We start from the raw sequence: 23,472 nt of genomic DNA on the forward strand, positions 1-23,472 counted from the left end.
TCTAGTCATTTTATGCGGATCTGAGATCCTTGTCAATCCGCCCTTTCCTGCCCGCATCACCGCCCCGCATCACCGAAAGTCACGCGGAATTTCCACGGATTTCCCACAGGTATTCCGCCTCTTTGGACCGGCTGAAGATCCGGGGCCAAGTATTGTCGCAAGACGACGGAGGCAAAAACGAAGACTGGCCTCCGCATCTCACACTCGCATGCTCTATGCGAGTGCAGTCCGCGGCGGCCAGTCCTCCCGTCTCCAAAGAGGGGTCCTATTTCTTTTTATTCTTCTTATCAGCCGTGCAGCAGGAACCGTTTGCGCAGCTTCCTCCGCAGCCGGCGCAGCCCTCCGAATTGCGGATGACATGGATACAGCCGCAGATCAGGGCCGCAATGGCAATAATTGCAATGATACTTCCAAGAATCGTAGGCATATTACACCTCATTTCTTTCTATGGGGATCCTTCTCGAAGAGCAGTCCCCATCTCCGGGTCAGTGGCCCATAGCCTCAACAGAAGTCTGGCTTTTCACTTCCTCCTCCGGGACATAGCCCTTCCTAAAGAGCAGATAGATGACTGCGGCCAGGAAGATGAATCCGACAACCGACGCCGCTGTGAAGGGCACGCCGAAGGCCAGACCGATCACGCGATAGACGATCAGGGAGATGACATAGGCCCAGACGCACATCCAGCCGACTGCCGCCCAGAACCACTTGCGGTTGTTCATCTCTCTGCGGATGGCGCCCATAGCCGCGAAGCAGGGAGCGCAGAGGAGGTTGAAGCACATGAAGGCATAGGCGGAGATCGGTGTGTAGTCCTTGGCCACATTGTCCCAGATCTGCTCGCCGTTTTCCTCCAGGTCATCGTCGCCCTGATAGTTATAGAGGACGCCGAAGGTACCGACGACATTCTCCTTGGCGAGAAGTCCCGTTACAGCTGCGACTGTAGGTCTCCAGGACCCGAATCCGTTCGGCCTGAAGATCGTGGAAATCGGCTGAGCAACCGTTGCCAGAATGGAGGAGTCCATGTAGGAGACCTCATCCTCATCGACATGCATCTTCTCGGCTAAGTCTGAGACGATCTGCGGATTCTCCTCGACCGCATTGGCCCAGTTGTCATCCTGCAGATAGCTGAACTTGCCCTCAATAAAGCCGAAGTTGGAGGCAAACCAGATGATGATCGTCGCCAGGACAATCATGGAACCGGCGCGCTTGACGAATGAGAAGCCTCTCTCCCAGGTGGCGCGGGCGACATTGACGATCGAGGGCACATGGTAGGCGGGCAGCTCCATGACGAAGGGGGCCGGCTCGCCGGCGAAGGCCTTGAATTTCTTTAAGATGATACCGGAGAGGACAATTGATCCCATTCCGATAAAATATGCGGATACGGCGATCATGGAATTCCCTCCGAAGACGGCGCCGGCGATCAGGCCGATGATCGGCATCTTGGCCCCGCAGGGAATAAAGGTCGTAATCATAACCGTCAGTCTGCGGTCACGGTTGTTCTCGATGGTACGAGTCGCCATAATTCCGGGAACACCGCATCCGACGCCGACCAGAACCGGGATGAAGGACTTTCCGGAGAGGCCGAACTGACGGAAGATCCGGTCCATAACAAAGGCAACACGGGACATATAACCGATGTCCTCAAGAATGGCCAGGCAGAGGAACATAACGACAATCTGGGGGACGAATCCCAGAACCGATCCGACACCGGCAATGATTCCATCCTGAATCAGGGAGTAGATAATCCCCCCCTCGGGAAGATGGAGGACGCCCAGAAGCAACATATCCATCCATCCGGGAACCAGCTTCGCAAAGAGGACGTCATTGATCCACTTGGTTGCGATCGTTCCGATCCCGATATGGGATCCGAAATCACCGTTGGCGCCGCCCATGGAGACGGCATAGACGAAGGCCATCACAAGCACAAAAATGGGCAGACCCAGCCAGCGGTTTGTGACGATCCGGTCAATTCGATCGGACATGGTCATGGCGTGCTTGGCGGCCTTCTTCTTGACAGACGCGGATACAAGCTTGGAGATATAGGCGTAGCGGGCATTGGTCACGATGGACTCGGAGTCGTCATCGTAGTGATCCTCACAGGTCTTGACGATCTTCTCAATATCTCCCTCAAGGCCCTTAAACGTTCCAAGCTCCATCACCTTGGCATCTCTCTCGAAGAGCTTGATGGCATACCAGTGGACGAGCTTTGCGTCAACCTTGCCGGAAATCAGCTTCTCGATCTGGTCAATCGCCTCCTGGTCCCGGCCGCTGAAGATCGCAGGCGCATTTGCCGCATTTTGGGCCTTGGCTGCCTTTATTGCCATCTCGGCCGCCGCAGAAGTGGATTCATTCTTCAGGGCAGAGATCTCGATCGCCTCAATGCCCAGATCCCGGGACAGTTGCTTGATGTCAATGGAATCCTGGTTCTTGCGGACCAGGTCCATCATGTTGACAGCCAGAACCACCGGAATTCCGAGTTCCATCAGCTGGGTGGTCAGATAGAGGTTGCGCTCAATATTGGTTCCGTCGACGATGTTTAAGATGACGTCGGGTTTCTCCTCAACCAGGTACTGTCTGGAGATCACTTCCTCCAGAGTATAAGGAGAGAGAGAGTAGATTCCGGGCAGGTCCTGGATGGTCACATCCTTGTGCCCCTTTAACTGACCCTCTTTTTTCTCGACCGTAACACCGGGCCAGTTACCGACATACTGCCTGGATCCGGTCAGATTATTAAACAGCGTTGTCTTACCACAGTTGGGATTTCCCGCCAGAGCAATCTTGATACTCACACTTTCCTCCTCACTCTACTTCGATCATCTCTGCATCCGCCTTGCGGATAGAGAGCTCATAACCGCGCACATTCAGCTCCATGGGGTCTCCTAAGGGAGCGACCTTGCGGACTAAAATCTCCACTCCCTTGGTGATTCCCATGTCCATGATGCGGCGCTTGGTCGGCCCCTCACCATGCAGGCGTTTCACTGTCACTTTCTGACCTACCTTGACATCCTTCAGTACTTTCATATTCTCCTCTTTCTGCATAATAAAATGCCTGCTGCAACTGCTTCAGGCATTGAGTGACACATATCCACAGATTGCTTACCTATATCATGTATCATTACCTATACCATGATCCGATTGGCCATGCCGATATCAATCGCAATGCGGGAAGACTTGACCTGGACGATCAAGTTCTGGCCGTTATCGCTGACCACCATCACTTCCGTACCGGGAACAAAGCCGAGCTCTGACAGGTGGTTGCGGACACTGTCGCGGCCGTTGATCTTGACAATTCGGTTTTTGGTGCACTTTTCTGCCATGGAAAGCGGTATCATAGACATCACCTCGATTCTTGCTCAGAAGGCTCCGAACAGGCCCTTCTTCTTGTACTCCTCTGTCTCGGCCCCCAGGTAGTCATAGCCGGTCTCCCGGATCACTGCCTCAAGAAGATCCAGATCTACCTTCTCCTCTGTCAGAAAGCTGGCCAGCTTCTTCTTGCGGCTGACCGTAAGCTTCTTTGCCGACGGGAGAGCCTTGCGGATTGCCTCCGCAATATGGGCCTCACACATACTGCACATCATACCGTCAATTTGGGCTCTTGTCTGAAACATTCCAGTTAGTCCTTTCTAACTACAGATAGTATAGTTGTAAGGGCATACTTACTTCTACTGGCAAATTGCACAGAATTGTTCTTTTATTAAGGGCGATTTTTTGATATTTTTCCGACCCGACCCGCTTCCTCCCCCTCACTTGCATTTTCCCAGCCGGGGGGCTATCATATTAATTGTGTAAAATTTTTTACGCAGTTCCTCGTTCTTATACCAGAAGGGATCTCTTCGCAGATGCCCTTGAAACCGGATTAGGGGGTAGCATGCTATGAAGATGCAGGAGTCTGCTCAGGATTATTTGGAATCAATTCTCATCCTCTCCCAGAAGCAGGAATACGTTCGCGCTACAGATATTTGCGCCTATTTCGGCTATGCCAGGGCCACGGTCTCCGTCTTCATGAAGCAGCTCAGGGAGAATGGATACGTCAGCATGGATGAGCACAAGCACATCAGCCTGACGGAGGCCGGCCGGGAGGTAGCTAGCGAGATGTACGAGCGGCACAAGTTCCTCTCCTCTTTCTTCGAGCGGATCGGCGTGCCCCAGGAGATCGCAGTCAAGGATGCCTGCCGCATGGAGCACTATATCTCCTCCGCTACCTTTGAGGCTCTCAAAAACCACTTCGGCCAGTCAGCGGACCTGTAAATGATATGCCGGGCGGATTCCGGACTTGCACCGTTAGAAACGTGCGCCGCCGGGCGCACCCCAAAAGCCCCTGTGACCTTGAAGGTCACAGGGGCTTTGTTGTGGACAGGTTATAGGACGGATCTGGCCCGGTCCCGCCTTTTCACTCGGCCGGGGATCTTTGGCCTGTGGAGGCCCACCCTACTTGGCCTGATGCACCTTGAGCAGGTTGGTCTTGCCCGCAACGGCCAGGGGAAGTCCTGCCGTAATGACAGCGAACTGGCCCCTCTCCATTAATCTGGCCCGAACCGCAGCCTCAACGGCGTTGTCGAGCAGTTTATCAATATTGCTCTCTATCCCGATCATGACGGGCGTCACTCCCCAGTAGAGATTCATCTGCCGCATCACCTGCTCATCTGTGCAGCAGGCAATAATGGGGTTAGCCGGGCAGAACTTGGAGATCTGCGTACAGGAATGTCCGGACTTGGTCACATTGATGATGGCTGCCGCGTCAATATCGGAAGCCAGAGTACAGGCCGTGTGGGCAATGGACAGGGCCACTCCGTCCTCCTCCTTGGCCTCAACCGCTGATACGCCGCGGTCTTTCAACCGGTCCTTATAGCTGATGTCATGTTCGGTCCGCACGCAGATGCGCGCCATGGTCAGAACGGCCTGGACGGGATAGGCTCCGGCGGCGGTCTCTCCCGAGAGCATCACTGCAGAGGTCCCGTCATATACGGCATTTGCCACATCCCCTGCCTCTGCCCTGGTCGGTCTCGGATGGGTGATCATGGAATCCAGCATCTGGGTCGCAGTGACGACCAGCTTCCCCTTGGACAGGGTCTTCTTGATAATCATCTTCTGAAGGATGGGGACATCTTCCAGGGGGATCTCAACCCCCATATCCCCGCGGGCCACCATGATTCCGTCGCAGGCATCGATGATAGAGTCTATATTGGCAACGCCCTGATTGGACTCGATCTTGGCGATGATCTTCATTCCGTCGCCGCCATGCTCATGGAGAAGGTCCTTAATGGCCAGGATGTCGTCCGCCGACCTGGTGAAAGAGGCCGCAATGAAGTCGAAGCCTTCCTGGCAGCCGAAGATCAGATCGGATTTATCCTGGTCTGACAGGTAGTCCATAGTCAGATCCACATTGGGAATGTTGACCCCCTTGCGGTTGGACACATAGCCTCCGTTTAAGACTGTGCAGGTGATATCCGTATCCGTCAGCCCGGTCACCTCAAGTTCAATCAGGCCGTCATCGATCAGAATGTGAGATCCGACCGCCACATCTCTGGGCAAGTCCTGGTAGGAGACTGCCACAATCTCGTTCGTCCCCTCGACCGGACGGGTGGTCAGGGTGAAGGTCTTCCCGCTCTCAAGCAACACCTTCTTGTCCTTGAAGTCGCGAAGGCGGATCTCCGGCCCCTTGGTGTCAAGCAGGGCCGCAACGGGGACTCCCAGTCTCTGCCGGATCTCCCTGAGTTTGACCAGGCGTTCCAGCTGCTCCTCATGACTGCCGTGAGAGAAATTAAAACGAGCGACATTCATGCCGGCCTTGACCAGAGCCTCCATGACTCCATCCTTATCTGTGGACGGCCCAACCGTGCAGATAATCTTCGTCTTGCGATTGTAATTCATAATATCCTCTCCTTCCCGAAATCCTCTATCGAATCACGATCTCTTACTTGCCGATCATCGTCCCCCTCTGCCCGGCGATGGAATCCCTCTGATCGTCCAGACGGGTAATCAGGACCTTGCGAATGGCAGAATCCCCGATGAAGTCGATCGCCGCCCGAATCTTGGGCAGCATGTCGTCCGGCCCAAACATTCCCTGGTCCGCATATCTGGCAGCATCCTCGACACTGAGATAATCAAGCGCCTGCTCCTGGGGCGTTCCGAAATGGAGGCAGACCTTGTCGACTGAAGTCAGGATCACAAGCATATCCGCATCTAGCTTCTGGGCCAGCAGGCCTGCCGCCGTGTCCTTCTCAATGACCGCTGATGCCCCCTTGAGATCCCGTCCCTGCTCCAGGACCGGGATACCGCCTCCCCCGCAGGCGATTACCAGCTGGTCGGCATCCAGAAGCGTATTGATCGCATCTACCTCCACAATGTCCATGGGCCGGGGCGTCGCCACAATGCGGCGGTATCCGCCTTCCACGGGAGCAACATGGTTCCCCTTCTTCTCCTGGGCCCTGGCCTCCTCTTCGTCCAGAACGCGGCCGATCAGCTTGCTCGGATGATAGAAGGCCTCATCATAGGGATCCACGGTCATTTGGGTCAGAAGCGTAACTACGTTCTTGTATATGCCTCTCCGATTCAATTCGGACCGAATCGCATTCTGCAGGTCAAAGCCGATATATCCCTGGCTCATGGCCGAGGCGACGGACATCGGGGTGGAGCTATAGGCGCTGTGACGCTTAGAGAATTCGTTCATGGCCGCATGGATCATCCCGACCTGCGGGCCATTGGAGTGGGTAATGGCCAGCTGATAGTCCTGTTCGACGAATGCGGCGATGGCCCTGGCGGTCTTGACTGTCGCCGCCTTCTGCTCCGGCAGGGTTGTCCCAAGCGCCTCATGTCCCAGGGCAATGACAATCCTCTTTTTCTTCACTGCACACCTCCGATTTTCGCTGAAAACTTAATCCTAGAATAGCATATCTATGCCTTGTTTACTAGGGATTATCCCTGCCCGGACGTCCCTTGAAGCGCCCGGAAAATATAAGAAGAGGAGACCTCTCGCATGGCGCTTCTTCCTGCCGTGCGATAGAACTCCTCTTAGAACGCCCTATGAACTTTGCTCCGGTTCCCTTTCACTGTACGGTCGCCAGGGTCACGGTTACGGTCTTGCTCTCGTAGTTATCCTCCCGGGAGGCGAAAGTAATCTTAAGCTGATCGCCGGCCGCCTTGCCTGAGATGATGCCCTTTAGGTCCTGCATGCTCTCAATGGACTTTCCGTCCACCGCGGTGATGATGTCGCCCTTCGCGAGGCCTGCCGCCTGCGCCGGGCCCCCATCACTCACCTGGGAGATGTATATTCCCTTTGGGACATTGTACAAAGAGGCCTGATTGGAACTGATATCCGCGCCAACAATACCCAGATAGGTGCTGCCGGAGGGGAGACTTCCTGAGGACTTGTCGGAGGGATTCTTCCTCGAAGAGCCGGATGACTGATTGGAAGAAGACCTGCTCCCATTCTTCATGAGGTCATCGATGATCGTCTTCGCCTGAGAAATAGGGATCGCATAGCCCATCCCCTCGACGGAGGTATCGGAATACTTGGCAGACACAATCCCAATTACCTGCCCGTTGGTATTGAGCAGGGCTCCGCCGGAGTTCCCCGGGTTCACGGCCGCATCGGTCTGGAGCAGCTTATTGCTGATTGTATTGCCGGAGTCGTCCTTGAGCGTGACCTCCCGGTCTTTGGCCGAGATCACGCCGGTCGTCACGGACTGACCGTAGCCCAGGGCGTTGCCGATAACAATCGCGCTCTGGCCGACCTTGACAGAGTCTGAGTCTCCCAGGGTTGCCACCTTAATTGCGGATACCGTGGAAGAATCCAGGTCCGATGTCTTCACCCTGACCACAGCCAGATCGTGCTGGCTGTCTACTCCAACCACCTGGGCGGATGCCGTCTTTCCGTCCACAAAGGTGATGGTCAGCTCGCTGCTATTGGCAACCACATGGTTATTGGTCGCGATATAGGTATAAGTGTCATCCTGAGATACGATGATCCCCGAACCGGCGGATGTAGACTGCTTGTCCTGGCTCCTCCCGAAGATATTCCGGTACTGCTCAATCGACACATTGGTCACCTGAACGATGGCCGGCATGACGTTGGAGGCAATGGTGGATACGTCCGTCGTCCCGCCGTCCGTCACTGTTGTCTGAGAGAGAGGGCCGGAAGAGGAGTTGACCGTCGCCACGGTTTTCGTCTTGCCGCCCAGCCTTGCCGTCAGGTAATTTGTCCCCGAGAAAACAAGACTTGCCAGCAGGCCAAACACGACGGCTGCTGCGACAACCCTCCCCCAGAAGCCCTCTTTTTTGCTGCTTTTGCTCTTCTTGTTCCCGCCGATTCCTTCAGCTCCCCCGGCAAAGGAGGGGCCTCGGTAACTGTCATAAGCGCTGCCCGCTCTCCTCCTCTCGTCTGCCAGCTGCCACTGATAAATCGGCTGGTCGGCCTGACTATCTGGCTCCTCCCGGGATTCGTCCGCTTGGTCAACCTGACTATCTAACTCCTCCCGGGCCTCGTCCGCTTGGTCGGCCCGGCTGTCCGTCTCCTCCAAAGCCTCGTCCGCCCGGCCGGCCCGGCTGTCTGTCTCCTCCGGATTTCCCGTCGGCTGGTCGGATGGTTCCTCTACATATACATCTAATCTTGCCCCGTTCTCCGTCCCTGACTGTCCGGTCTTCTGATCCTCATTCTCCCATTCGAATTCGCTCATATGTGAACTCCTTATCTTCTCATGAATTTCTCCGATTGCATTTCATCTTACGTATATTCTGTGTCTGATTTGTGTCCAAATAAATAAGGAACAATAACATTTTTTGTCAGAAGAATAAACATTTTTCAGCCAATCGACAGGCATTGAAGGGATCCGTCACTTCCTCAGCAAATCGGTCCGCTTCGTCCTCACTCTGCTCTTCGCAGGAGACTCAAAACCAGGGGCGATGCCGCAACCGCTCCCGCCATATAGCGGAAGCAGTCGTTGACCGGCGAGATCATGCAGGTCATGATCAGGAGGGCAACCGGGATCAGCGGGACTACAGCAAGCCACATCTTCTTCTTGAGCAGATAGCCAAGGAAGAGAATATAGAACCAGGTGTAGAAGGCCAACTGGTCCAAGAGGGCAACCAGGGGCAGTTGATCGGCCGCCCGGGCATAGCGGTCCAGAATATTGCGAAGTGTCCCCGTATGCTTGAGATAGTGAATATCATAGATCCCCCAAAAGGGATAATCTGCGCCGATCCAGCCGAAGATTGTGAGGTTTGCGTTCATATTGCCCGCGTCAACCGCCAGTCGGGGCGTAAATGCGTAGTAGCCGTTGGACTGGGCGACAAAGGCCGCGAGATACTCCATGGGGTACTTGCGCCCCAGAGAAATCCAAAGCTTTAAGAAGGCCTTGTTCGCCCCCGGATTCTGCCAGCGAAGTCTATCCTTGATGGGGTCAGAAATCAGGGGATTGTAGGTTCCCTTCTCGTAGACGGATGGGTCCATGAAGGTATCAATCCAGCCCCTCTCCTCCTCCGTCAGCTGGTCCTTGTGATTGATGATGGTCCTGGCCTCCATCTGGAGGAAGGCAGAGAGGGCCTCTCCTCCTTCTGACTTGGCGACGCCCTCCACCCGGTAGATGTACTGGCTATAGAGGAAGAAGCTGCTGATGGCGAGCAGGAGGACCAGAGTCTGTCTCCAGGCTCGCATGCGGCTAAGCAGGATCAGGCCGATGACGAGGAGGGTGGGAAGGACACAATAGATGAAGTTATTGCGGATCAGAGATGCGAAAGAGCCAAAGAGGCCCAGAAGCAGTATCGTGCGATAGCGAACCCTCTTTTGCCCCAGCTCCTCTACCGTCATGACAGTCAGGAGGACGAAGAAGGCAAAGAGTCCGATCCCCAGGGTGTCCTTAAAGGCGTGCTTGCTGTAAGCACCCCATACCGGAAGGAAGCCGTAGAAACAGATGGCTGCGAGAGAGAGCTTGGGCCGCCCCAGGCGCCGGTCCAGCCAGGCAATCCCGCAGGCGTACATGAGGGCCATTGCCAGATTTCGTACCGCGATAAAGAGGAAGATCCCGAAATTCTCGGAGACAAATTTTCTTCCCAGTCGAAAACAGAAAACCAAGATATTGCTGGCCAGCCAGGGATGATGATTGGATTTGGGCAGAATTCCCAGAACTGTATCCAGCTGATAGGCGACGTCATTGTCCAGGCTTCCCGGATAGTAAATGAGCATCCAGGGCAGCCAGCCTATGAGAATCAGGACAAAGGAGAACCAGAAGACATGCCCCCGATAGAGCGTCCAGACCTTCTGCGCGAAGGCCGGTACCCGATGGGTCCAGCGGACTTTCAGATCCCGCCTGCCGCTCAGGAGGTCGAGGGCCAGGTACAAGAGCCTTCCTGCGATCTGGAAGACCAGGGCCCAGCCGATGACAGGGAGGACGCAGTAGGCTGTGAAGAAACGCCCCAGCCCGGTCGGAAGAGCCCCCGTATAGGAGACGCACATGCCCATGACATTCACCAGACCGAATAAGACGGAGAGGAGAACGAGTCCCTTGTGCCTCTGCCAGGCGGACCGAAAGCCGATCTCCCGCATCCAGTAGATGACAAGAGCCGCGCTGATTGCCATAAAAGCAGGCCCGGGGCCATATCCGTTGAGCCAGAACTGAAGCCGGGTCAAGCCGTCCACCAGAGGATTGGTCTTGCCGTACCAGCCCATCTCCGGGCTGACATACCTGGTCGAGAAGGCGATGGCGATCAGAATCCCCTTGATCAGAGCCCCCACGCCCCGCCGCAGATTGATCTTAAGGTGAATGGTGCTGTCAATGTTCATGGCAGTCCTCTTGCTGGTGTATTTTCTCCTGTATCAGCTCCCGCAAGGCGCGCCGCCTGCGGAAGACCAGGAGCTTGGAGATAAAATAGTTGCTTGCGATGATGACCAGCTGGGCCAGATATTTCATCAGCGTATTGGATAACTCCAGATGATCCACCAGAAAATAGAGAAGCCAGTCCTCAAGAATCAGGGTCAGAAACCGCCCCGCAAAAAATGAGATCATCTGGTTGAAAAAGGCCCCCTTCCCGCACTTGTGGTTGATAAAGACCCATCGGCGGTTGGTCAGGAAGGCGAAGAGCGTCGCGAAGATCCAGGAAATCGAATTGGCCAGGATGACCGGCATTCCCACATCTTCCGTCAGAATCAAGTAAAAGTTGATGCTTAAGAGAATGGTTCCCAGGCCAAAAAGGGCATAGAGCCAGAATTGCCGGTGGGATTCATAGACAGGCGCAAACCAGCGAAGGCACCGATAGGAAGTCATTCGTCGGACGGCACGGTCGAAAATTTCTTGCTTGGGCTCTTCCATCAATACTTATTATCCTGGCTCTGCGTGCTCTTTTCTGTTGTTCCCGTGATCTTGGAGATCTGCTTTGAGATCTTCAAAACGGTCTCGGAGGGGGTGTACTCCTGGTCCTGGAAGAGATACTCGTGCAGCTTCTTGACGTTGGTCTCCAGTGTTGTCGGGATCTCTACCCAGCCGATCCCATTCGGAATGTTGCTCGTGGCAAAATCTTTGGGGAAGCTGCTGGTGTCAACCAGGTTGTAGCTCTTCATGGCCGTTGCCATGGAGATCATATCCGCAAGAGACAGGGAGGTGTCGATGTGCGGGAATACGGAAGTAATCAGGTGGTCCAGCTGGGCCACATTCATGGTCTTGGTCTTGGCGATCATCTTGGAGACAACCTCGCGCTGACGCATGGCTCTGGCATAATCGCCCCCCTCCAGATGGCGGACACGGGCATAGGCCAGGGCCTGGGCCCCGTTGAGATGCTGCTGTCCAACCCCCAGATCACTGGCTCTCTTTCCGGTGACGTTGAAGATCTCAATCTGCAGCTCATTGATCTCCTGGGCCATGAGCTTACTCTCAATATTGACGTCAATTCCTCCGACTGCGTCGACGGCGTCGGCCAGGGCGAAGAAGTCCACCGTGGCATAGTCATTGATCTCCAGGTCCAGATTCCGATTCAACATATTGACCGCAGAGGTGACGCCACCATGGTTGTACGCGTAATTGCACTTGCGGAAGAGGAGCTTGCCGTTGACGTCCAGATAGGTGTCGCGATAGATGGAAACCAGGCGGACTTCCTTGGTGGAGTTATTGATCGAGGCAATCAGAATCGCATCCGAGTTGCCCGTCTCATAGTTGCCCACCGTCCGGTTGTCCACCCCGAAGAGGGCGATATTGGTGTAGCCGGACATGGCCTCTTGAACATGTTCGCTGACCTCGTTCTTCTCTGTCTTGATTTCCTTGTACTTGATCAGACCCGCGCGGGAGAAGACATAAGCGCCGGCGAGAAGCAAAAGGAAGAATATGATCTCGAAGACCAGAAGGACCTTCCGCCTTCTCCGCCTGGACTTCACTACATCTCCGGGATCTCTCTGCGTCTTTGCCATGTTTCTCACCTCAATCAGATTTCAAGATACTTCTTCCAGAAGTCGGTCGATACCAGGTAAGGCTGCGCATCCTGGTATGCTTTGACAATCGAAGCGCGATTTGCCTTGTAATAGCGGTAAGCCTGATCCCACTGCTTCTTCAGGGACCGATACCGCGCCTTATCCATATGACGCTCGACCGCGGTCCTGTTGTCGACGTTTACGGCCAGCATGGAATCCCGGCCCACATAGCGCCCCGGCTGGTAGACATCTGAGAAGAAGACCGGGATCATTCCCTTCTTCAGCGTTCCAAAGGGCCAGAGTCTCTGTCCGTTAAAGGTAATACGGTACCAGAGTGTCTCCAGGGGCTTTCTGTCAAAGTCCTCGAAGATCTCCACGAAATTGACCTCGATCTCCGGCCAGTGATTCATGGGCTCATATTTCTCGTTCTTTTGAACATTCTCCTTGATGATCTTCTCTCCCTGGTCAATCTGGAAGAAGGAGGGGCCCTTGAGGAAGTCCTTAAAGGCGCGCAGGATCAATTCGGCGGCATTGTAGTTGAATTTGAGAAGCTCCGACCGGAAGGCCTTCCTGACATAGTCGGGCGCATTGATGGTCGCGGGCATAGACCCGACCGCATCAACCACCAGGGGATTCCGGCACATCTGATAGCGGTCCATTGCCAGGTTGTACTTGCCGGCAAAACCCATGTGCCAGATGCAAATTCCGTTCATAGTGACGAATTTGGGCTTGCAGCGAAGCCCGAATTCCACATCGTCAAAACGGATGAAGAGAGGAAGGGGCAATCCCTTCTCCCGAATCATATGGGCGGGAATGCAGCAGTACCACCAACCGGCGTAGCGGTGTCCGTAACCGCAGGCCTCCTCCTCATTTTGGAGCAGGCTCCTCTTCTCCGTCATGTCAAAGAGGCCCTTGAGCGAGGTCAGTGTGCACGCGTCGCGAATCGCCCCCACATCCTCATGCTGGAACTGCATCTCCTCATAGAGCAGCATAGCGCCGCTGATGAAGGAGTCCTTATATTCATCTCTCAGGAAGGAGAGAAGGCGGTAGGTTCTTCTGACACTCTCCGGCTGAATTGTGACGTCGTCATCCATCAGGAGGACATGGGTCGCCGGGGGATCCTGCTCCAGGGATTCGATCATACCTCTGGCGTAACCGCCGGAACCGCCGGTATTCTTGTTGGGATGCACCGTCAGATGCCAGGAGTTCATCGCCTCAGCATCCAGAGTCCGGCCGTTATCCACCACATGGATGTAGAAGTGGTCTTTCATATCATCATCTGCATCAAGAATCTCCTCTTTCAGAGAAGCCATATTGCGAGTGATGAATTCTTCCTTTCGCATGGTCGTCGTCGCAATGGAGAGAACGACCTCCTTCTTCTGGCTCTCCCGGTAGCTTCCATACCAGGCTCCTCCGTAGATCGTCACATTGGAGATGGCCCTGAGCTCAAAGCCGATGACCATCTCCTCATTCTCGGGAAAATCAATCGAGAGCTCACTCCGATCCGCAAAATCGAAGTCATAAACCCCGAAGGTCTGGCGAACCGGGCTCTTGACATTCAAATGATAACCGACCAGTTCCACCTGACCTCTTCCTGATAAAAGCACGGACAGACGGACGGCACCGACGGCGGTGTACTCCTTCCACTTGATCAGGGAGAAAGAATTCATATAACTGCAGAAATCCGTCACCGTGGAATCCGCAAGACGCAACCGGCCCTCCTCCATGTCGTACAGACCGCGTCCGCCCAGATAGAAGAGCTCGTAGTTCCCCTCCAGGGCAGAACTCTGTGGGAAAATGATGTTCTGCAATAACTGTTCCATTCTTTCCTCCTAAACCTCATTTGCCTCAGACACGATAGCCCTTCTCTACCACACTTTCATCCTGCGAAGAAGACGAAGGACGGGCGGAACCAGGACCTTATAAACCCTTTCTGACATGTGAATTCGATGAAAGAGCATGAAGATTCGATACTTCTTCCTAACAGCAGCAAGAAGCATGGGGCTTGTCTTCTCCAGCCAGCAGTTGAGCTGGTCAGCCTGCTTCTCCCCCTGGGCCCGGTTCTTGTTGACCAGGAGGGCAATCTGATAGAAACTCACAATCACCATGCTCGTCTTCTTCTTCCAGTAAGAAAATCCCCCCTCCGGGAGCCGGTCCGTCTGACTCTCGAAGGCCTGCAGAGCCTTGATCACCTTGGCCAGATGCCCGATCCGTCTGACCTGATTCTCCCCGGAGACCGACTGATTGACATCACCCAGACGGTAGACGTAGACATAGGCCTCTGAGAAAGAGATCCTCTGGGCCCGGCTCAAGGGAATGGTGGAGTACTCCTGATCCTCATAGAAGACCCCCTCCAGGAGCTTATAATTCTGCTCCCGGTAGAAGTCCGTCCGATACGTGATTCCCCAGAAAGTCATGCAGGCGTGGACCCGGTCCCACTGGTCCATGATCTCCGCCAGGCTATAAGTCCTGTGATAATTCGATAGGTCGGTATGTCTGGCTGTATATTGACGGCTCGCGATATCGTACTCCCGGTAATTGCTGATCACGGCCTGGCTGTCACAGCTGGCCAGCTCTTCAATGAAGGTCTCCAGGCCGTCGGCATCCACCCAGTCATCCGCATCAATCACCTTGAAGAATTTGCCCTGTACCAGTTTTACTCCGGCGTTGATCGCGGATCCGTGCCCTCCGTTCTCCTTGCGGAAGAAATGAAAGGTATCCGGATATTGAACCACATAGGACTTGGCAATCTCATCGGTGCGGTCCGTTGCCCCGTCGCTGATCACCCATACCTCCAGCTTTTTTCTGGCCTCCTCGGAAATCAGGAAGGAGTCCAGGCCCTTGTGGAGAAAGGCCTCCGCGTTGTAACTTGGGATAATTAAGGAGAGTATCTTCTCTTCCATATGCTTGGTCCTCTTCTAAAGTTCTTCCTGTATCCTGCCCGCGGTCTGCCCGACTTTACCGGCCTTTAGCGATGGCAGTTCTTATACTGCTCTCCTGCCTGAACCAACTGCATCTCGAAGTCCTGTCGGTTCTTTCTGGCTATGGTCTGCAGGATCAGGCCGGAGAAGAAGGAGATAACGGCTGCGATAACGGCAAAGCCGGACACAATCAGGGTCGGGAGCTTTGCGACCATACCGGTTCGGATAAAATTCCCGAAGACCGGAATCATGAAGCCGATTCCGAGGACCAGAAGAATCAGGCCGATGATCGAGAAGAAAGCCAGGGGCTTATAGGTCTGAAAAAGTCTCGCAATCGTCATCAGAACCTTGAAGCCATCGCTGTAAGTATTGAGCTTGGACTCGGAGCCCTCCGGGCGATCGCGGTATTCGATCACCACATTCTCGACGAACATGTTCTTATCGGAGGCGTGGATGGTCATCTCCGTCTCAATCTCAAATCCCTTGGACAAAACGGGAAAGGTCTTGACGAATTGATAGGAGAAGGCCCTGTAACCGGTCATGATATCCTTGATATTCGTGTGAAAGAGCTTGTTGATGGAACTTCTGACAATAGAATTGCCGAAGTTATGGAAGGGGCGCTTATTCTCCTCAAAGTACGTGGAGGACAGACGGTCTCCGACCACCATGTCCGCATTCCGCTTCAAGACCTTGTCCGCCATCTCCCTGGCAGCCTCCGCCGGATAGGTGTCGTCGCCATCCACCATGATATAGCAGTCTGCGTCCACATCCCGAAACATGCGGCGGATCACATTGCCCTTGCCCTGCTGGTACTCATAGCGGACGACCGCACCGGCCTTCCTCGCGATCTCATCCGTGCCGTCCTTGGAATTATTGTCGTAGACGTAGATCACCGCCTCAGGCAAGACCTTCTTGAAGTCTGAGACGACCTTGCCGATGGTCTTGCTCTCATTGTAACAGGGGATTAATACTGCGATCTGGTCCATTTGATACTCCTCATACTTGAAACTTGGTCATTGGCCTTGCTCCGCCCGGTCAGCCGATCACTCAACCGTAACAGACTTGGCCAGGTTTCTCGGCTTGTCGACATCCAGTCCCTTGCCCACTGAGACATAGTAGGCGAAAAGCTGCAGGGGGATAATCGCCAGGGAATTCGTAAAATAGGGGTTGGTCCTTGGAATATAGATCACGTAATCCGCGGCCCTCTCAATCTCTGTATTGCCCTCATTGGTAACCGCCAGAACAAAGGCCCCCCTGGAGCGGACCTCCACCATATTGGACAGGGTCTTCTTAAAGAGGTCCTCCTGGGTGGCCACACCGGCGACCAGGGTCCCCTCCTCGATCAGGCTGATGGTGCCATGCTTCAGTTCCCCGGCCGCATAGGCCTCGGAGTGAATATAGGAGATCTCCTTGAGTTTCAGAGATCCCTCCAGAGAGATTGCGTAGTCGATGCCGCGTCCGATAAAAAAGACGCTCTTGGCCGCCACATAGCGATTGGCGAACTTCTGTATCTGATTCTGATGGTTGAGCAGAAGGTCAATCTGATCGGGCAGTCTCTTTAAGTCCTCGATATAGGCAGACACCTGGGCATCGCCGATCTGGTCTCGCACACGAGCGAACTTAATGGCCAGTAGGTACTCCGCGATCAACTGAGCGCTGTATGCCTTGGTGGTTGCGACGGCGATCTCCGGCCCGGCCCAGGTGTACATGACCTTGTCCGCCTCTCTCGCAATGGATGAACCCACTACATTGACAATGGCCAGGGTCATGATGCCGCGGTTCTTAGCCTCGCGCAGGGCGGCCAGGGAATCGGCTGTCTCACCGGACTGGCTGATGACGATCACAAGATCCCGCTCTCCCAGAATGGGGTTCCGGTAGCGGAATTCACTGGCCAGGTCTACATTGACCGGGATCCGGGCCATTCCCTCGAAGATATACTTAGCCGTCACCCCCGTATGCTCCGCCGATCCGCAGGCCACGATGTGAATCCGTTCGATCTTCTTGATATCCTCATCCGAGAGGCCCAGCTCCTCGATGTTGATCCGACCTCCCTCAATCCGCGGGCTCAGGGTATCCCGCACGGTCTTGGGCTGCTCGAACATCTCCTTGAGCATGAAGTGGGCATAGCCCCCCTTCTCTGCCGCGTTCTCATCCCAGTCGATGTGCTTGGGCTCCTTGGCAAGTTCCTGTCCGTCCACGTCAAAGAAGTGAATCTCCTTCTCCGTGAGGACAGCGATCTCATCATTCTGGATGTAGAAGACATCCCTGGTGTACTTGAGAATTGCCGGCACATCCGAGGCGATCAGGCTGCCCGTCTTGCTGCCCCCCACGATCAGGGGGGAGTCCTTGCGGACCGCATACACCCGGTCCGGATGGTCGACGAAGAGGATGCCCAGGGCATAGGATCCCTCTACCCGGTGAATGACCTTGGCAATTGCCTCCAGGGGGTTCTTCCCGTCATAATAATAATCCAGCAGGTGAGCGACCACCTCCGTATCCGTCTCGGACACAAAGTGATAGCCCCTCTTCTCCATCTTGTCCTTGAGCTTGAGGTAGTTCTCAATAATTCCGTTGTGGACAACGGCAATGGTCTTCTTCTCGTTGAAATGGGGGTGGGCATTGGTCTGACTGGGTCCCCCGTGCGTGGCCCAGCGGGTATGCCCGATCCCGGTATGACCCGGGAGCAGTTCCCCGTCATGCGTCTGCTCGCGCAGAACAGAGAGACGGCCCGGCGCCTTCTGGTACTCAATCCGGCTTCCGTCACAGACAGCAATTCCCGCGGAATCATATCCGCGATACTCCAGCTTGGACAAGCCATCCAGGAGAATGGGAGCCGCCTGGTCACGTCCTACATATCCGACTATTCCACACATAGGTGACTCCTTACTCTTAGAGCTCGATACCGTTCTTCTCCAGAAGTTCCCTTGCGGAATCAAGAGAGTCCACTCCGTGGAGATTCTTGATGGGCGCAAACTCCTTCTCTCTGATCACCTCATAGGGGAGAGTATTCTCCATCATGGCAACCAGATCGACCGCCAGGGTCTCGAACTTATATCCGTTTGGCTGCTCCGGCTTGTGATAGTTGCCCTCGGCATCGATATAGGGGATCTTCTTCTCGACCACATGCACCGGCATGCTCCTGGCCATAACTTCCTCCAGCTTGGAAACTGAGAAGAGGTAGTTCAGGATGACGCCGAAGGCGTATTTGAGCTTGCCCTTCTCATCCCTGGCCTCGGCCATCTCTGGCGTCAGCTCATAGTACTCGACGACAGCCGGCACGCCGTCCTCGGCGCAGATAACTCCCATCTTCTCATAGGGATCCACCTTGCGGACTACCTTGGAACCGGAATTCTTCCCGCTCAGGATCGTAGCTCCGATAAATGCCGGATCCGCAATCCGCTGCAGAACATTGTCGACGGCAAAGACATTGAGCCACTCCACGCCCCGCCGGTGCAGATCCTCGGTCAGCCCGGCCTTGGCCAGGGAGGAGAACCAGCCCCCGTTGCCATTGGGAGAGGTCGCAAGACGACCCGGGGCCTCTTTTAACAGCTTGCCCCGGTAGTCAACCGCCGCCGCCATCTCCTGGACGTAGAAGCTCACATCCTCCTTGGGATAGCCGAAGTAGTTGTTCTCCGCGAAGAAACGACGCGTCTCCTCATCATTCTTCTCTGAGGTCATGACGTAGAGCGGCAGGGTCGTTCCCGCCATATCCGTCACCTCCTGCAGGTTCATAATGAGGCGCTGGAAGAGGTAAATGGTCTTGTTGATGCCGACATTGAGCTCTCCCTTGGGCTTGTCAAGGCCCAGACGAGTCCCCATGCCTCCGGCCAGCAGAACGGCTCCCACCTTTCCATGGCGGATTGCCGCAAGTCCGGCCTCTGTGAACTCGCTTTTTCTGGTCTCGATCTCGTCGATATCCACGGTCGGCAGCTGGCGAATCTCTCCCAGCCCCTTCTTCTCCTCTTTGCCTGCCATGGCGACTATATTCCAGTCCACCTTGGAAATCTGGTCGAGCAGAGTCTCCTGCTCCTGCGCGCTCAAGTGATCAAAGCCCTCCAGAACAGCTTCCTGTCCCTTTTCCGCAAGAAGTCTGCTCGCCTCTTCGTAAGTCATATTTCCTCCTTATACTCCGGCCCCAAATAAGCTCAAATGATCTCTGAAAATTCTATCACACCCTGCCGGGACTGTCTATTTTACCGCATCTCTCAGGCCTCGGCATAGATTGCCCCAAGGACATCCGCCCCGGCCGCATCCAGATCGGTCATGGTCCGGTCGATTTCCATGTAGCGGGCTCCTCCTCCGGCCACCGACAGGACCACGGGAAGCCTCTTCCCGATCTTCCTCTTTGCGCTGTCGATATCGCAAATTTCCACCTGAATCCCCTTGTCAGACAGGGCTTGCGTCAGCCTCTGATTCTCCTTCTCGATGGTCTTTCCGACCAGGATCAGTTCCAGCCGGTCAATCCCCCGCAGGTTACAGGACCGGCAGATCTGCCGGGTCGCATCTTGAAGGGCTGTCGCTTCGCTCGCATCCCTGCCGTGGAAATAGCGATAGGTCCTCTTAGAGAAGACCAGTCTGCGGAGGCCCCGCCCACTGCGCTGCATGCTCTTTCCCAGAACCGGCAGATCCCAGATCTCCTGCAATTCTTCCGGCTCACGCAGGGTCTTGGAGAACATCAGGCGAAGGCAGAGCAGGGCCAGGTCGGCAATAGCCCCCAGGAAGGCGCCGATCACAAACTGACGGGGGTCGGGCCCTGGCTTCTCAGGTGCCTTTGTGACGATATCCTGCCGGTTCTCCACGTACATCTGATAGAGCTTGGACTGGTCGTCGGACAGGCGGGCCCTGAGCTCCTGAGACTGCTGGGTCATCTGCAGGAGGAAGGCCTCCCCCTCTACCTGGGACCGGGCCAGGTCCTGGTCGACCCGGATGGTCTCCCGGTCTGTGCTGTGCTCCAGCTGATAGTTGTCCTTCATATAGGCGTCAATGACCTCAACGATCTCCCCCCGCAGGGACTCCTCGGTCAGCTTGACTCCGATGGTCAGCCCCAGCTCGCCCAGTTCATCGAAGTCTCCTATCTTGACATCAAGCAGTTCCTGTACATAGCGGGAGTCCGAATGGGAATAGATCTTAGCGAAGAGCTGTACCGCCAGGCGGCTCTTGAAATCCTCTGAGCGGAGGCTCGATACCAGTTTGGCCGAGCTGAGTTTGGAGGGGATCAGATAGTGGATCTCCAGGTACTCCTCGTGGTAGGGGTCAATCCGGTTGACCAGGCTCTGTCTCTGGTAGTTGATCCGCTCCTGCAGGTGGGTGTTCAGATCCAGCGCCCGCATGACGTCTCCCTTCTCCGAGGCGGACAGACGGGCCTCCAGGTCTGATTTCTGGACCCTTCCCGCCTTGGCCGCCTGGATATGATAGGCGTCCATCCTGGTCTGATAGTCGGTCAGAGTCAGGGCGCTGCCCAGGACCAGGCAGGCCAGAACCAGGGCCTTCCAGTGAATGCAATACTCTCGAAAGAGGGCGGTCAGGCTGATTGCGCGACCATTTCGACTTTGGTTTTCTCTCATCACAGTCACCTCATGGCATAAAGAAAAGCCTGTAAGGGGTCAAATTCTTCCACTGCATGGACAGGTTGCTGGCAAAAAGAGCCAGGGCAATGATCAAAAAGAGCAGGGTCATCAGCTGCCGGTTCTTCTCCCGCGGCACATGAAGGACCTGGGGGATCGCCAGGCACTGTGCCTGGAGGAAGTAGTAGCCCAGGCGGTAGCCCTGGGTCATATTCTGCGTCAGATTCAGGACGAGCACCCCCACCGCCAGGATCCGCATCCAGGGATTCTTCAGAGCCCTGGGGCAGGCGTAGCAGGCCACCAGCACAGCCAGATTGATCCCCAATACCTGCAGGGGGACATCCCATCCTCCGCTTCGCATGGCATTGCCCTCGGTAAAGAAGTAGTGCTGGTAGGTCTGTGGGACAAAGAGGAGGATCGTTCTCATATTCATGGCATAGCCGAAGAGATAAGTTCCCAGGAAAATGACTAGGGCCTGCCAGAAGCTGAAGCGGATCCAGATCATCAGAAGACCCAGGAGAAAAATCCAGGCTGTCTGGTGAAAACCGACGGCAATGATCATACAGAGGGCCGCCCTGATATATTTTCTATCGAGGATCATGTCCACCGCCAGGAAGCAGAAGCTCATGGCGATACACTGGCGCATAATATTGAAGATCTGGTGATAGAAGTAGAGTCCATAGTACAGGGCCATGGCCCAGAGGGCATACTCGGTGTATTTTTCGAACAGGTAAGCCATGGGGATGACGCAGAGCAGGGCGGTCAGGATCAGGATCCACTGATAGTTCCCTCCCAGGAAGATTACCAGTTTGTTCATCCACACATAGAGCGGTTCCACCCAGGATCCCAGGTCCTTCCCCACCAGAAGGAAGTTGAAATAGCGGTGGTAGCCGTCTGCGGCATCCAGGCCGATGCTGTTATTGCGAAGACCCGCCAGAAGCACAAGAAGCGCAGTCTCACTGTAGAGAAGCTGCGCCTTGGTTGCCCATGTGAATTTATATTGATCTGCCAGCCAGGCGATGGCGAAGAAGGCGATGAATATCCCTATGTATATCATGCTCACTCCTGCTGGGACTGAAAATAAGCGTCACAGACCTCATTGACCTCGCCGGCAATCATTGCCCGTCCCTTCTCGATCCAGAGGGCGTGGTCACACATACGTCTCACATCGTCGATATTGTGGGATACGAAGAGGAGGGTTGTCCCCCCTCCCAGCATTTCATTCATCCGCTCCATGCACTTGTGCTGGAAATGCATGTCTCCGACCGCCAGAATTTCGTCGACGATCAAGATATCGGGACGAACAATGGTCGCAATCGCAAAACCGATTCTGGCCTGCATTCCGGAGGAATAGTTCTTGACCGGCATATCCAGGAAATCCCAGAGTTCCGCAAAATCAACGATCTCGTCAAAGTGGTCTTCCATGAACTTTCGGCTGTGGCCCAGAAGCGTCCCGTCCAGATAGATGTTCTCTCTGGCCGTCAGATTCATGTCCAGTCCGGCTCCCAGTTCAATCAGGGGGGCGATGGTTCCCGCCACCTTGACACTGCCCTTATAGGGCTTTAGGATGCCGGAGATCAGCTTGAGCATGGTGGACTTGCCGGAACCGTTGGTCCCGATCAGGCCCCAGGCCTCTCCCTGTCTGACCTTGAGGCTGACGTCCTTGACCGCTAAGAACTCCTCAAACATCAGCTGATGCTTGATCAATTTAATGAAATACTCTTTCAGATTGTCGATGTTTTCCGATGCCTTATTGAAGCGGACGGTGACATGATCGACGTCAATGATGTAATCTTCCATCTTACTGCCTCGCTTTAGATGTAGAGAATGAACCTATCCTGCGTCTTAGAGAAGGTGAAGCTTCCGATTGCCATAGCCAGGGCGGAGAAACCCAGCCCCATCAGAAGGAGGCGATAGCCCGGCAAGTGCCCGTAGATGATCACATCCCGGAACTGGGTCACATAGGAGTAGAGCGGGTTGATCAGCTTGATGATGATCTTCAGATTCCCGGGCAGAAGCTCAAAGGGGTAGAAGATCGGCGTTGCATACATCCAGGCTGTCAGAAGGGCGCTGTAGATGTACTGAATATCCCGAAAGAAGACATTGGCCGCGCTCATGAAGAGGCCGACGCCCAGGCAGAAGAGATAGAGCTGGGCCGCCACCAGCGGAATGGCCAGCATGGACCAGTGAAAAGGGGTTCTCGTGAAAACGATGACCAGAAACATAGCCCCCAGGGAGAAGAGGAAGTCCAGCATCCCGGACGTCACCTTCGACAGGGTAAAGATATACTTGGGGACGTAGGTCTTCTTCAGAAGACTGGCGTTATCCGTAATCGAGTAAATGCTCTGGGTCGTCGATGCGCTGAAGAAATTGAACATCATCTGGCCCGAGATCAGATACACCGGATAATAGGGGATATCCCAGCGGAAAATATTCGAGAAGACAATGTACATGATCACCATGATCATGAGGGGGTTTAGGACACTCCACACATAGCCCAAGAAACTTCTGCGGTACTTGAGCTTAAGGTCACGCGATACCAGCTCCTTCAGAAGATCCCGGTATCCAAACAGTGTTTTCTGATTCGGATTCATGCTTA

Annotated in this window: 21 protein-coding genes; 1 reads left to right on the forward strand and 20 read right to left on the reverse strand. The window is 54.8% G+C overall.

The window, feature by feature from the left end; all coding sequences use genetic code 11:
• Window positions 1–265 precede the first annotated feature (265 nt).
• The 5 genes from ACO5R6_RS00905 to ACO5R6_RS00925 all read right to left on the reverse strand — a co-directional run bounded on the left by ACO5R6_RS00905 (window position 266) and on the right by ACO5R6_RS00925 (window position 3,605).
• A complete protein-coding gene (locus ACO5R6_RS00905) occupies window positions 266–427 on the reverse strand; it encodes a FeoB-associated Cys-rich membrane protein (RefSeq protein ID WP_485625293.1) in 162 nt (53 codons plus the stop codon).
• 58 nt (window positions 428–485) lie between these two features.
• On the reverse strand, window positions 486–2,786 hold the full coding sequence (gene feoB / locus ACO5R6_RS00910; RefSeq protein ID WP_485625294.1) for a ferrous iron transport protein B: 2,301 nt from the start codon (window positions 2,784–2,786) through the stop codon (window positions 486–488).
• Window positions 2,787–2,796: 10 nt separating this feature from the next.
• Entirely contained in the window at window positions 2,797–3,018 is a 222-nt protein-coding gene (locus tag ACO5R6_RS00915; protein ID WP_485625295.1) for a FeoA family protein, read from the reverse strand.
• 98 nt (window positions 3,019–3,116) lie between these two features.
• Window positions 3,117–3,314 carry a FeoA family protein gene (locus tag ACO5R6_RS00920; RefSeq protein WP_485625296.1) on the reverse strand — a complete coding sequence of 66 codons (198 nt, stop codon included), beginning with the start codon at window positions 3,312–3,314 and terminating at the stop codon, window positions 3,117–3,119.
• Between the two features lie 36 nt (window positions 3,315–3,350).
• Window positions 3,351–3,605, reverse strand: coding sequence for a heavy-metal-associated domain-containing protein (locus ACO5R6_RS00925; RefSeq protein ID WP_485625297.1), 255 nt, complete (start codon window positions 3,603–3,605; stop codon window positions 3,351–3,353).
• 265 nt (window positions 3,606–3,870) lie between these two features.
• Between ACO5R6_RS00925 and ACO5R6_RS00930 the strand changes: the two genes are divergently transcribed.
• On the forward strand, window positions 3,871–4,245 hold the full coding sequence (locus tag ACO5R6_RS00930; protein ID WP_485625298.1) for a metal-dependent transcriptional regulator: 375 nt from the start codon (window positions 3,871–3,873) through the stop codon (window positions 4,243–4,245).
• Window positions 4,246–4,425: 180 nt separating this feature from the next.
• Here the strand turns inward: ACO5R6_RS00930 and pyk are convergent, their stop codons facing one another.
• The 15 genes from pyk to ACO5R6_RS01005 form a co-directional block, all read right to left on the reverse strand.
• Window positions 4,426–5,868 (reverse strand): pyruvate kinase, encoded by a 1,443-nt coding sequence (gene pyk / locus ACO5R6_RS00935; RefSeq protein WP_485625299.1) that lies wholly within the window; start codon window positions 5,866–5,868, stop codon window positions 4,426–4,428.
• A gap of 43 nt (window positions 5,869–5,911) precedes the next feature.
• Window positions 5,912–6,844, reverse strand: a complete 933-nt coding sequence (gene arcC, locus ACO5R6_RS00940) for a carbamate kinase (protein ID WP_485625300.1) — start codon at window positions 6,842–6,844, stop codon at window positions 5,912–5,914.
• Between the two features lie 199 nt (window positions 6,845–7,043).
• Complete coding sequence (locus ACO5R6_RS00945) at window positions 7,044–8,672, reverse strand: S1C family serine protease (RefSeq protein ID WP_485625301.1); 1,629 nt, start codon at window positions 8,670–8,672, stop codon at window positions 7,044–7,046.
• A 188-nt stretch (window positions 8,673–8,860) separates the two neighbouring features.
• Window positions 8,861–10,774 carry a DUF6020 family protein gene (locus tag ACO5R6_RS00950; RefSeq protein WP_485625302.1) on the reverse strand — a complete coding sequence of 638 codons (1,914 nt, stop codon included), beginning with the start codon at window positions 10,772–10,774 and terminating at the stop codon, window positions 8,861–8,863.
• The gene (locus ACO5R6_RS00955; protein WP_485625303.1) at window positions 10,764–11,300 is read right to left on the reverse strand and encodes a GtrA family protein; all 537 of its coding nucleotides are present in this window, start codon (window positions 11,298–11,300) and stop codon (window positions 10,764–10,766) included. The genes ACO5R6_RS00950 and ACO5R6_RS00955 overlap by 11 nt, the downstream gene beginning before the upstream one ends.
• Window positions 11,300–12,388, reverse strand: coding sequence for an LCP family protein (locus ACO5R6_RS00960; protein WP_485625304.1), 1,089 nt, complete (start codon window positions 12,386–12,388; stop codon window positions 11,300–11,302). The genes ACO5R6_RS00955 and ACO5R6_RS00960 overlap by 1 nt, the downstream gene beginning before the upstream one ends.
• 14 nt (window positions 12,389–12,402) lie before the next feature.
• Entirely contained in the window at window positions 12,403–14,211 is a 1,809-nt protein-coding gene (locus ACO5R6_RS00965) for a glycosyltransferase family 2 protein (protein ID WP_485625305.1), read from the reverse strand.
• A gap of 45 nt (window positions 14,212–14,256) precedes the next feature.
• Window positions 14,257–15,291 (reverse strand): glycosyltransferase family 2 protein, encoded by a 1,035-nt coding sequence (locus tag ACO5R6_RS00970; protein WP_485625306.1) that lies wholly within the window; start codon window positions 15,289–15,291, stop codon window positions 14,257–14,259.
• 65 nt (window positions 15,292–15,356) lie between these two features.
• Window positions 15,357–16,295, reverse strand: coding sequence for a glycosyltransferase family 2 protein (locus tag ACO5R6_RS00975; RefSeq protein WP_485625307.1), 939 nt, complete (start codon window positions 16,293–16,295; stop codon window positions 15,357–15,359).
• A gap of 57 nt (window positions 16,296–16,352) precedes the next feature.
• On the reverse strand, window positions 16,353–18,182 hold the full coding sequence (glmS, locus tag ACO5R6_RS00980; RefSeq protein WP_485625308.1) for a glutamine--fructose-6-phosphate transaminase (isomerizing): 1,830 nt from the start codon (window positions 18,180–18,182) through the stop codon (window positions 16,353–16,355).
• Between the two features lie 16 nt (window positions 18,183–18,198).
• Complete coding sequence (locus tag ACO5R6_RS00985; RefSeq protein ID WP_485625309.1) at window positions 18,199–19,422, reverse strand: UTP--glucose-1-phosphate uridylyltransferase; 1,224 nt, start codon at window positions 19,420–19,422, stop codon at window positions 18,199–18,201.
• A 92-nt stretch (window positions 19,423–19,514) separates the two neighbouring features.
• A complete protein-coding gene (locus ACO5R6_RS00990; protein ID WP_485625310.1) occupies window positions 19,515–20,873 on the reverse strand; it encodes a hypothetical protein in 1,359 nt (452 codons plus the stop codon).
• Window positions 20,874–20,883: 10 nt separating this feature from the next.
• Window positions 20,884–21,930, reverse strand: coding sequence for an EpsG family protein (locus tag ACO5R6_RS00995; RefSeq protein WP_485625311.1), 1,047 nt, complete (start codon window positions 21,928–21,930; stop codon window positions 20,884–20,886).
• Between the two features lie 2 nt (window positions 21,931–21,932).
• Window positions 21,933–22,673 (reverse strand): ABC transporter ATP-binding protein, encoded by a 741-nt coding sequence (locus tag ACO5R6_RS01000; RefSeq protein ID WP_485625312.1) that lies wholly within the window; start codon window positions 22,671–22,673, stop codon window positions 21,933–21,935.
• A 14-nt stretch (window positions 22,674–22,687) separates the two neighbouring features.
• Window positions 22,688–23,467: an ABC transporter permease gene (locus ACO5R6_RS01005; protein ID WP_485625314.1), complete on the reverse strand. Its 780-nt coding sequence runs from the start codon at window positions 23,465–23,467 to the stop codon at window positions 22,688–22,690.
• Window positions 23,468–23,472: the final 5 nt, after the last annotated feature.

The organism is Shuttleworthella sp., from assembly GCF_057251025.1.

What these genes read in the sequence shown, in the direction of transcription:
- ACO5R6_RS00905 (WP_485625293.1), bottom strand. Translation starts at nt 427, where the DNA reads ATGCCTACGATTCTTGGAAGTATCATTGCAATTATTGCCATTGCGGCC.
- ACO5R6_RS00915 (WP_485625295.1), bottom strand. Translation starts at nt 3,018, where the DNA reads ATGAAAGTACTGAAGGATGTCAAGGTAGGTCAGAAAGTGACAGTGAAA.
- ACO5R6_RS00920 (WP_485625296.1), bottom strand. Translation starts at nt 3,314, where the DNA reads ATGGCAGAAAAGTGCACCAAAAACCGAATTGTCAAGATCAACGGCCGC.
- ACO5R6_RS00925 (WP_485625297.1), bottom strand. Translation starts at nt 3,605, where the DNA reads ATGTTTCAGACAAGAGCCCAAATTGACGGTATGATGTGCAGTATGTGT.
- ACO5R6_RS00930 (WP_485625298.1), top strand. Translation starts at nt 3,871, where the DNA reads ATGAAGATGCAGGAGTCTGCTCAGGATTATTTGGAATCAATTCTCATC.
- pyk (WP_485625299.1), bottom strand. Translation starts at nt 5,868, where the DNA reads ATGAATTACAATCGCAAGACGAAGATTATCTGCACGGTTGGGCCGTCC.
- ACO5R6_RS00945 (WP_485625301.1), bottom strand. Translation starts at nt 8,672, where the DNA reads ATGAGCGAATTCGAATGGGAGAATGAGGATCAGAAGACCGGACAGTCA.
- ACO5R6_RS00950 (WP_485625302.1), bottom strand. Translation starts at nt 10,774, where the DNA reads ATGAACATTGACAGCACCATTCACCTTAAGATCAATCTGCGGCGGGGC.
- ACO5R6_RS00955 (WP_485625303.1), bottom strand. Translation starts at nt 11,300, where the DNA reads ATGGAAGAGCCCAAGCAAGAAATTTTCGACCGTGCCGTCCGACGAATG.
- ACO5R6_RS00960 (WP_485625304.1), bottom strand. Translation starts at nt 12,388, where the DNA reads ATGGCAAAGACGCAGAGAGATCCCGGAGATGTAGTGAAGTCCAGGCGG.
- ACO5R6_RS00965 (WP_485625305.1), bottom strand. Translation starts at nt 14,211, where the DNA reads ATGGAACAGTTATTGCAGAACATCATTTTCCCACAGAGTTCTGCCCTG.
- ACO5R6_RS00970 (WP_485625306.1), bottom strand. Translation starts at nt 15,291, where the DNA reads ATGGAAGAGAAGATACTCTCCTTAATTATCCCAAGTTACAACGCGGAG.
- ACO5R6_RS00975 (WP_485625307.1), bottom strand. Translation starts at nt 16,295, where the DNA reads ATGGACCAGATCGCAGTATTAATCCCCTGTTACAATGAGAGCAAGACC.
- glmS (WP_485625308.1), bottom strand. Translation starts at nt 18,182, where the DNA reads ATGTGTGGAATAGTCGGATATGTAGGACGTGACCAGGCGGCTCCCATT.
- ACO5R6_RS00985 (WP_485625309.1), bottom strand. Translation starts at nt 19,422, where the DNA reads ATGACTTACGAAGAGGCGAGCAGACTTCTTGCGGAAAAGGGACAGGAA.
- ACO5R6_RS00990 (WP_485625310.1), bottom strand. Translation starts at nt 20,873, where the DNA reads ATGAGAGAAAACCAAAGTCGAAATGGTCGCGCAATCAGCCTGACCGCC.
- ACO5R6_RS00995 (WP_485625311.1), bottom strand. Translation starts at nt 21,930, where the DNA reads ATGATATACATAGGGATATTCATCGCCTTCTTCGCCATCGCCTGGCTG.
- ACO5R6_RS01000 (WP_485625312.1), bottom strand. Translation starts at nt 22,673, where the DNA reads ATGGAAGATTACATCATTGACGTCGATCATGTCACCGTCCGCTTCAAT.
- ACO5R6_RS01005 (WP_485625314.1), bottom strand. Translation starts at nt 23,467, where the DNA reads ATGAATCCGAATCAGAAAACACTGTTTGGATACCGGGATCTTCTGAAG.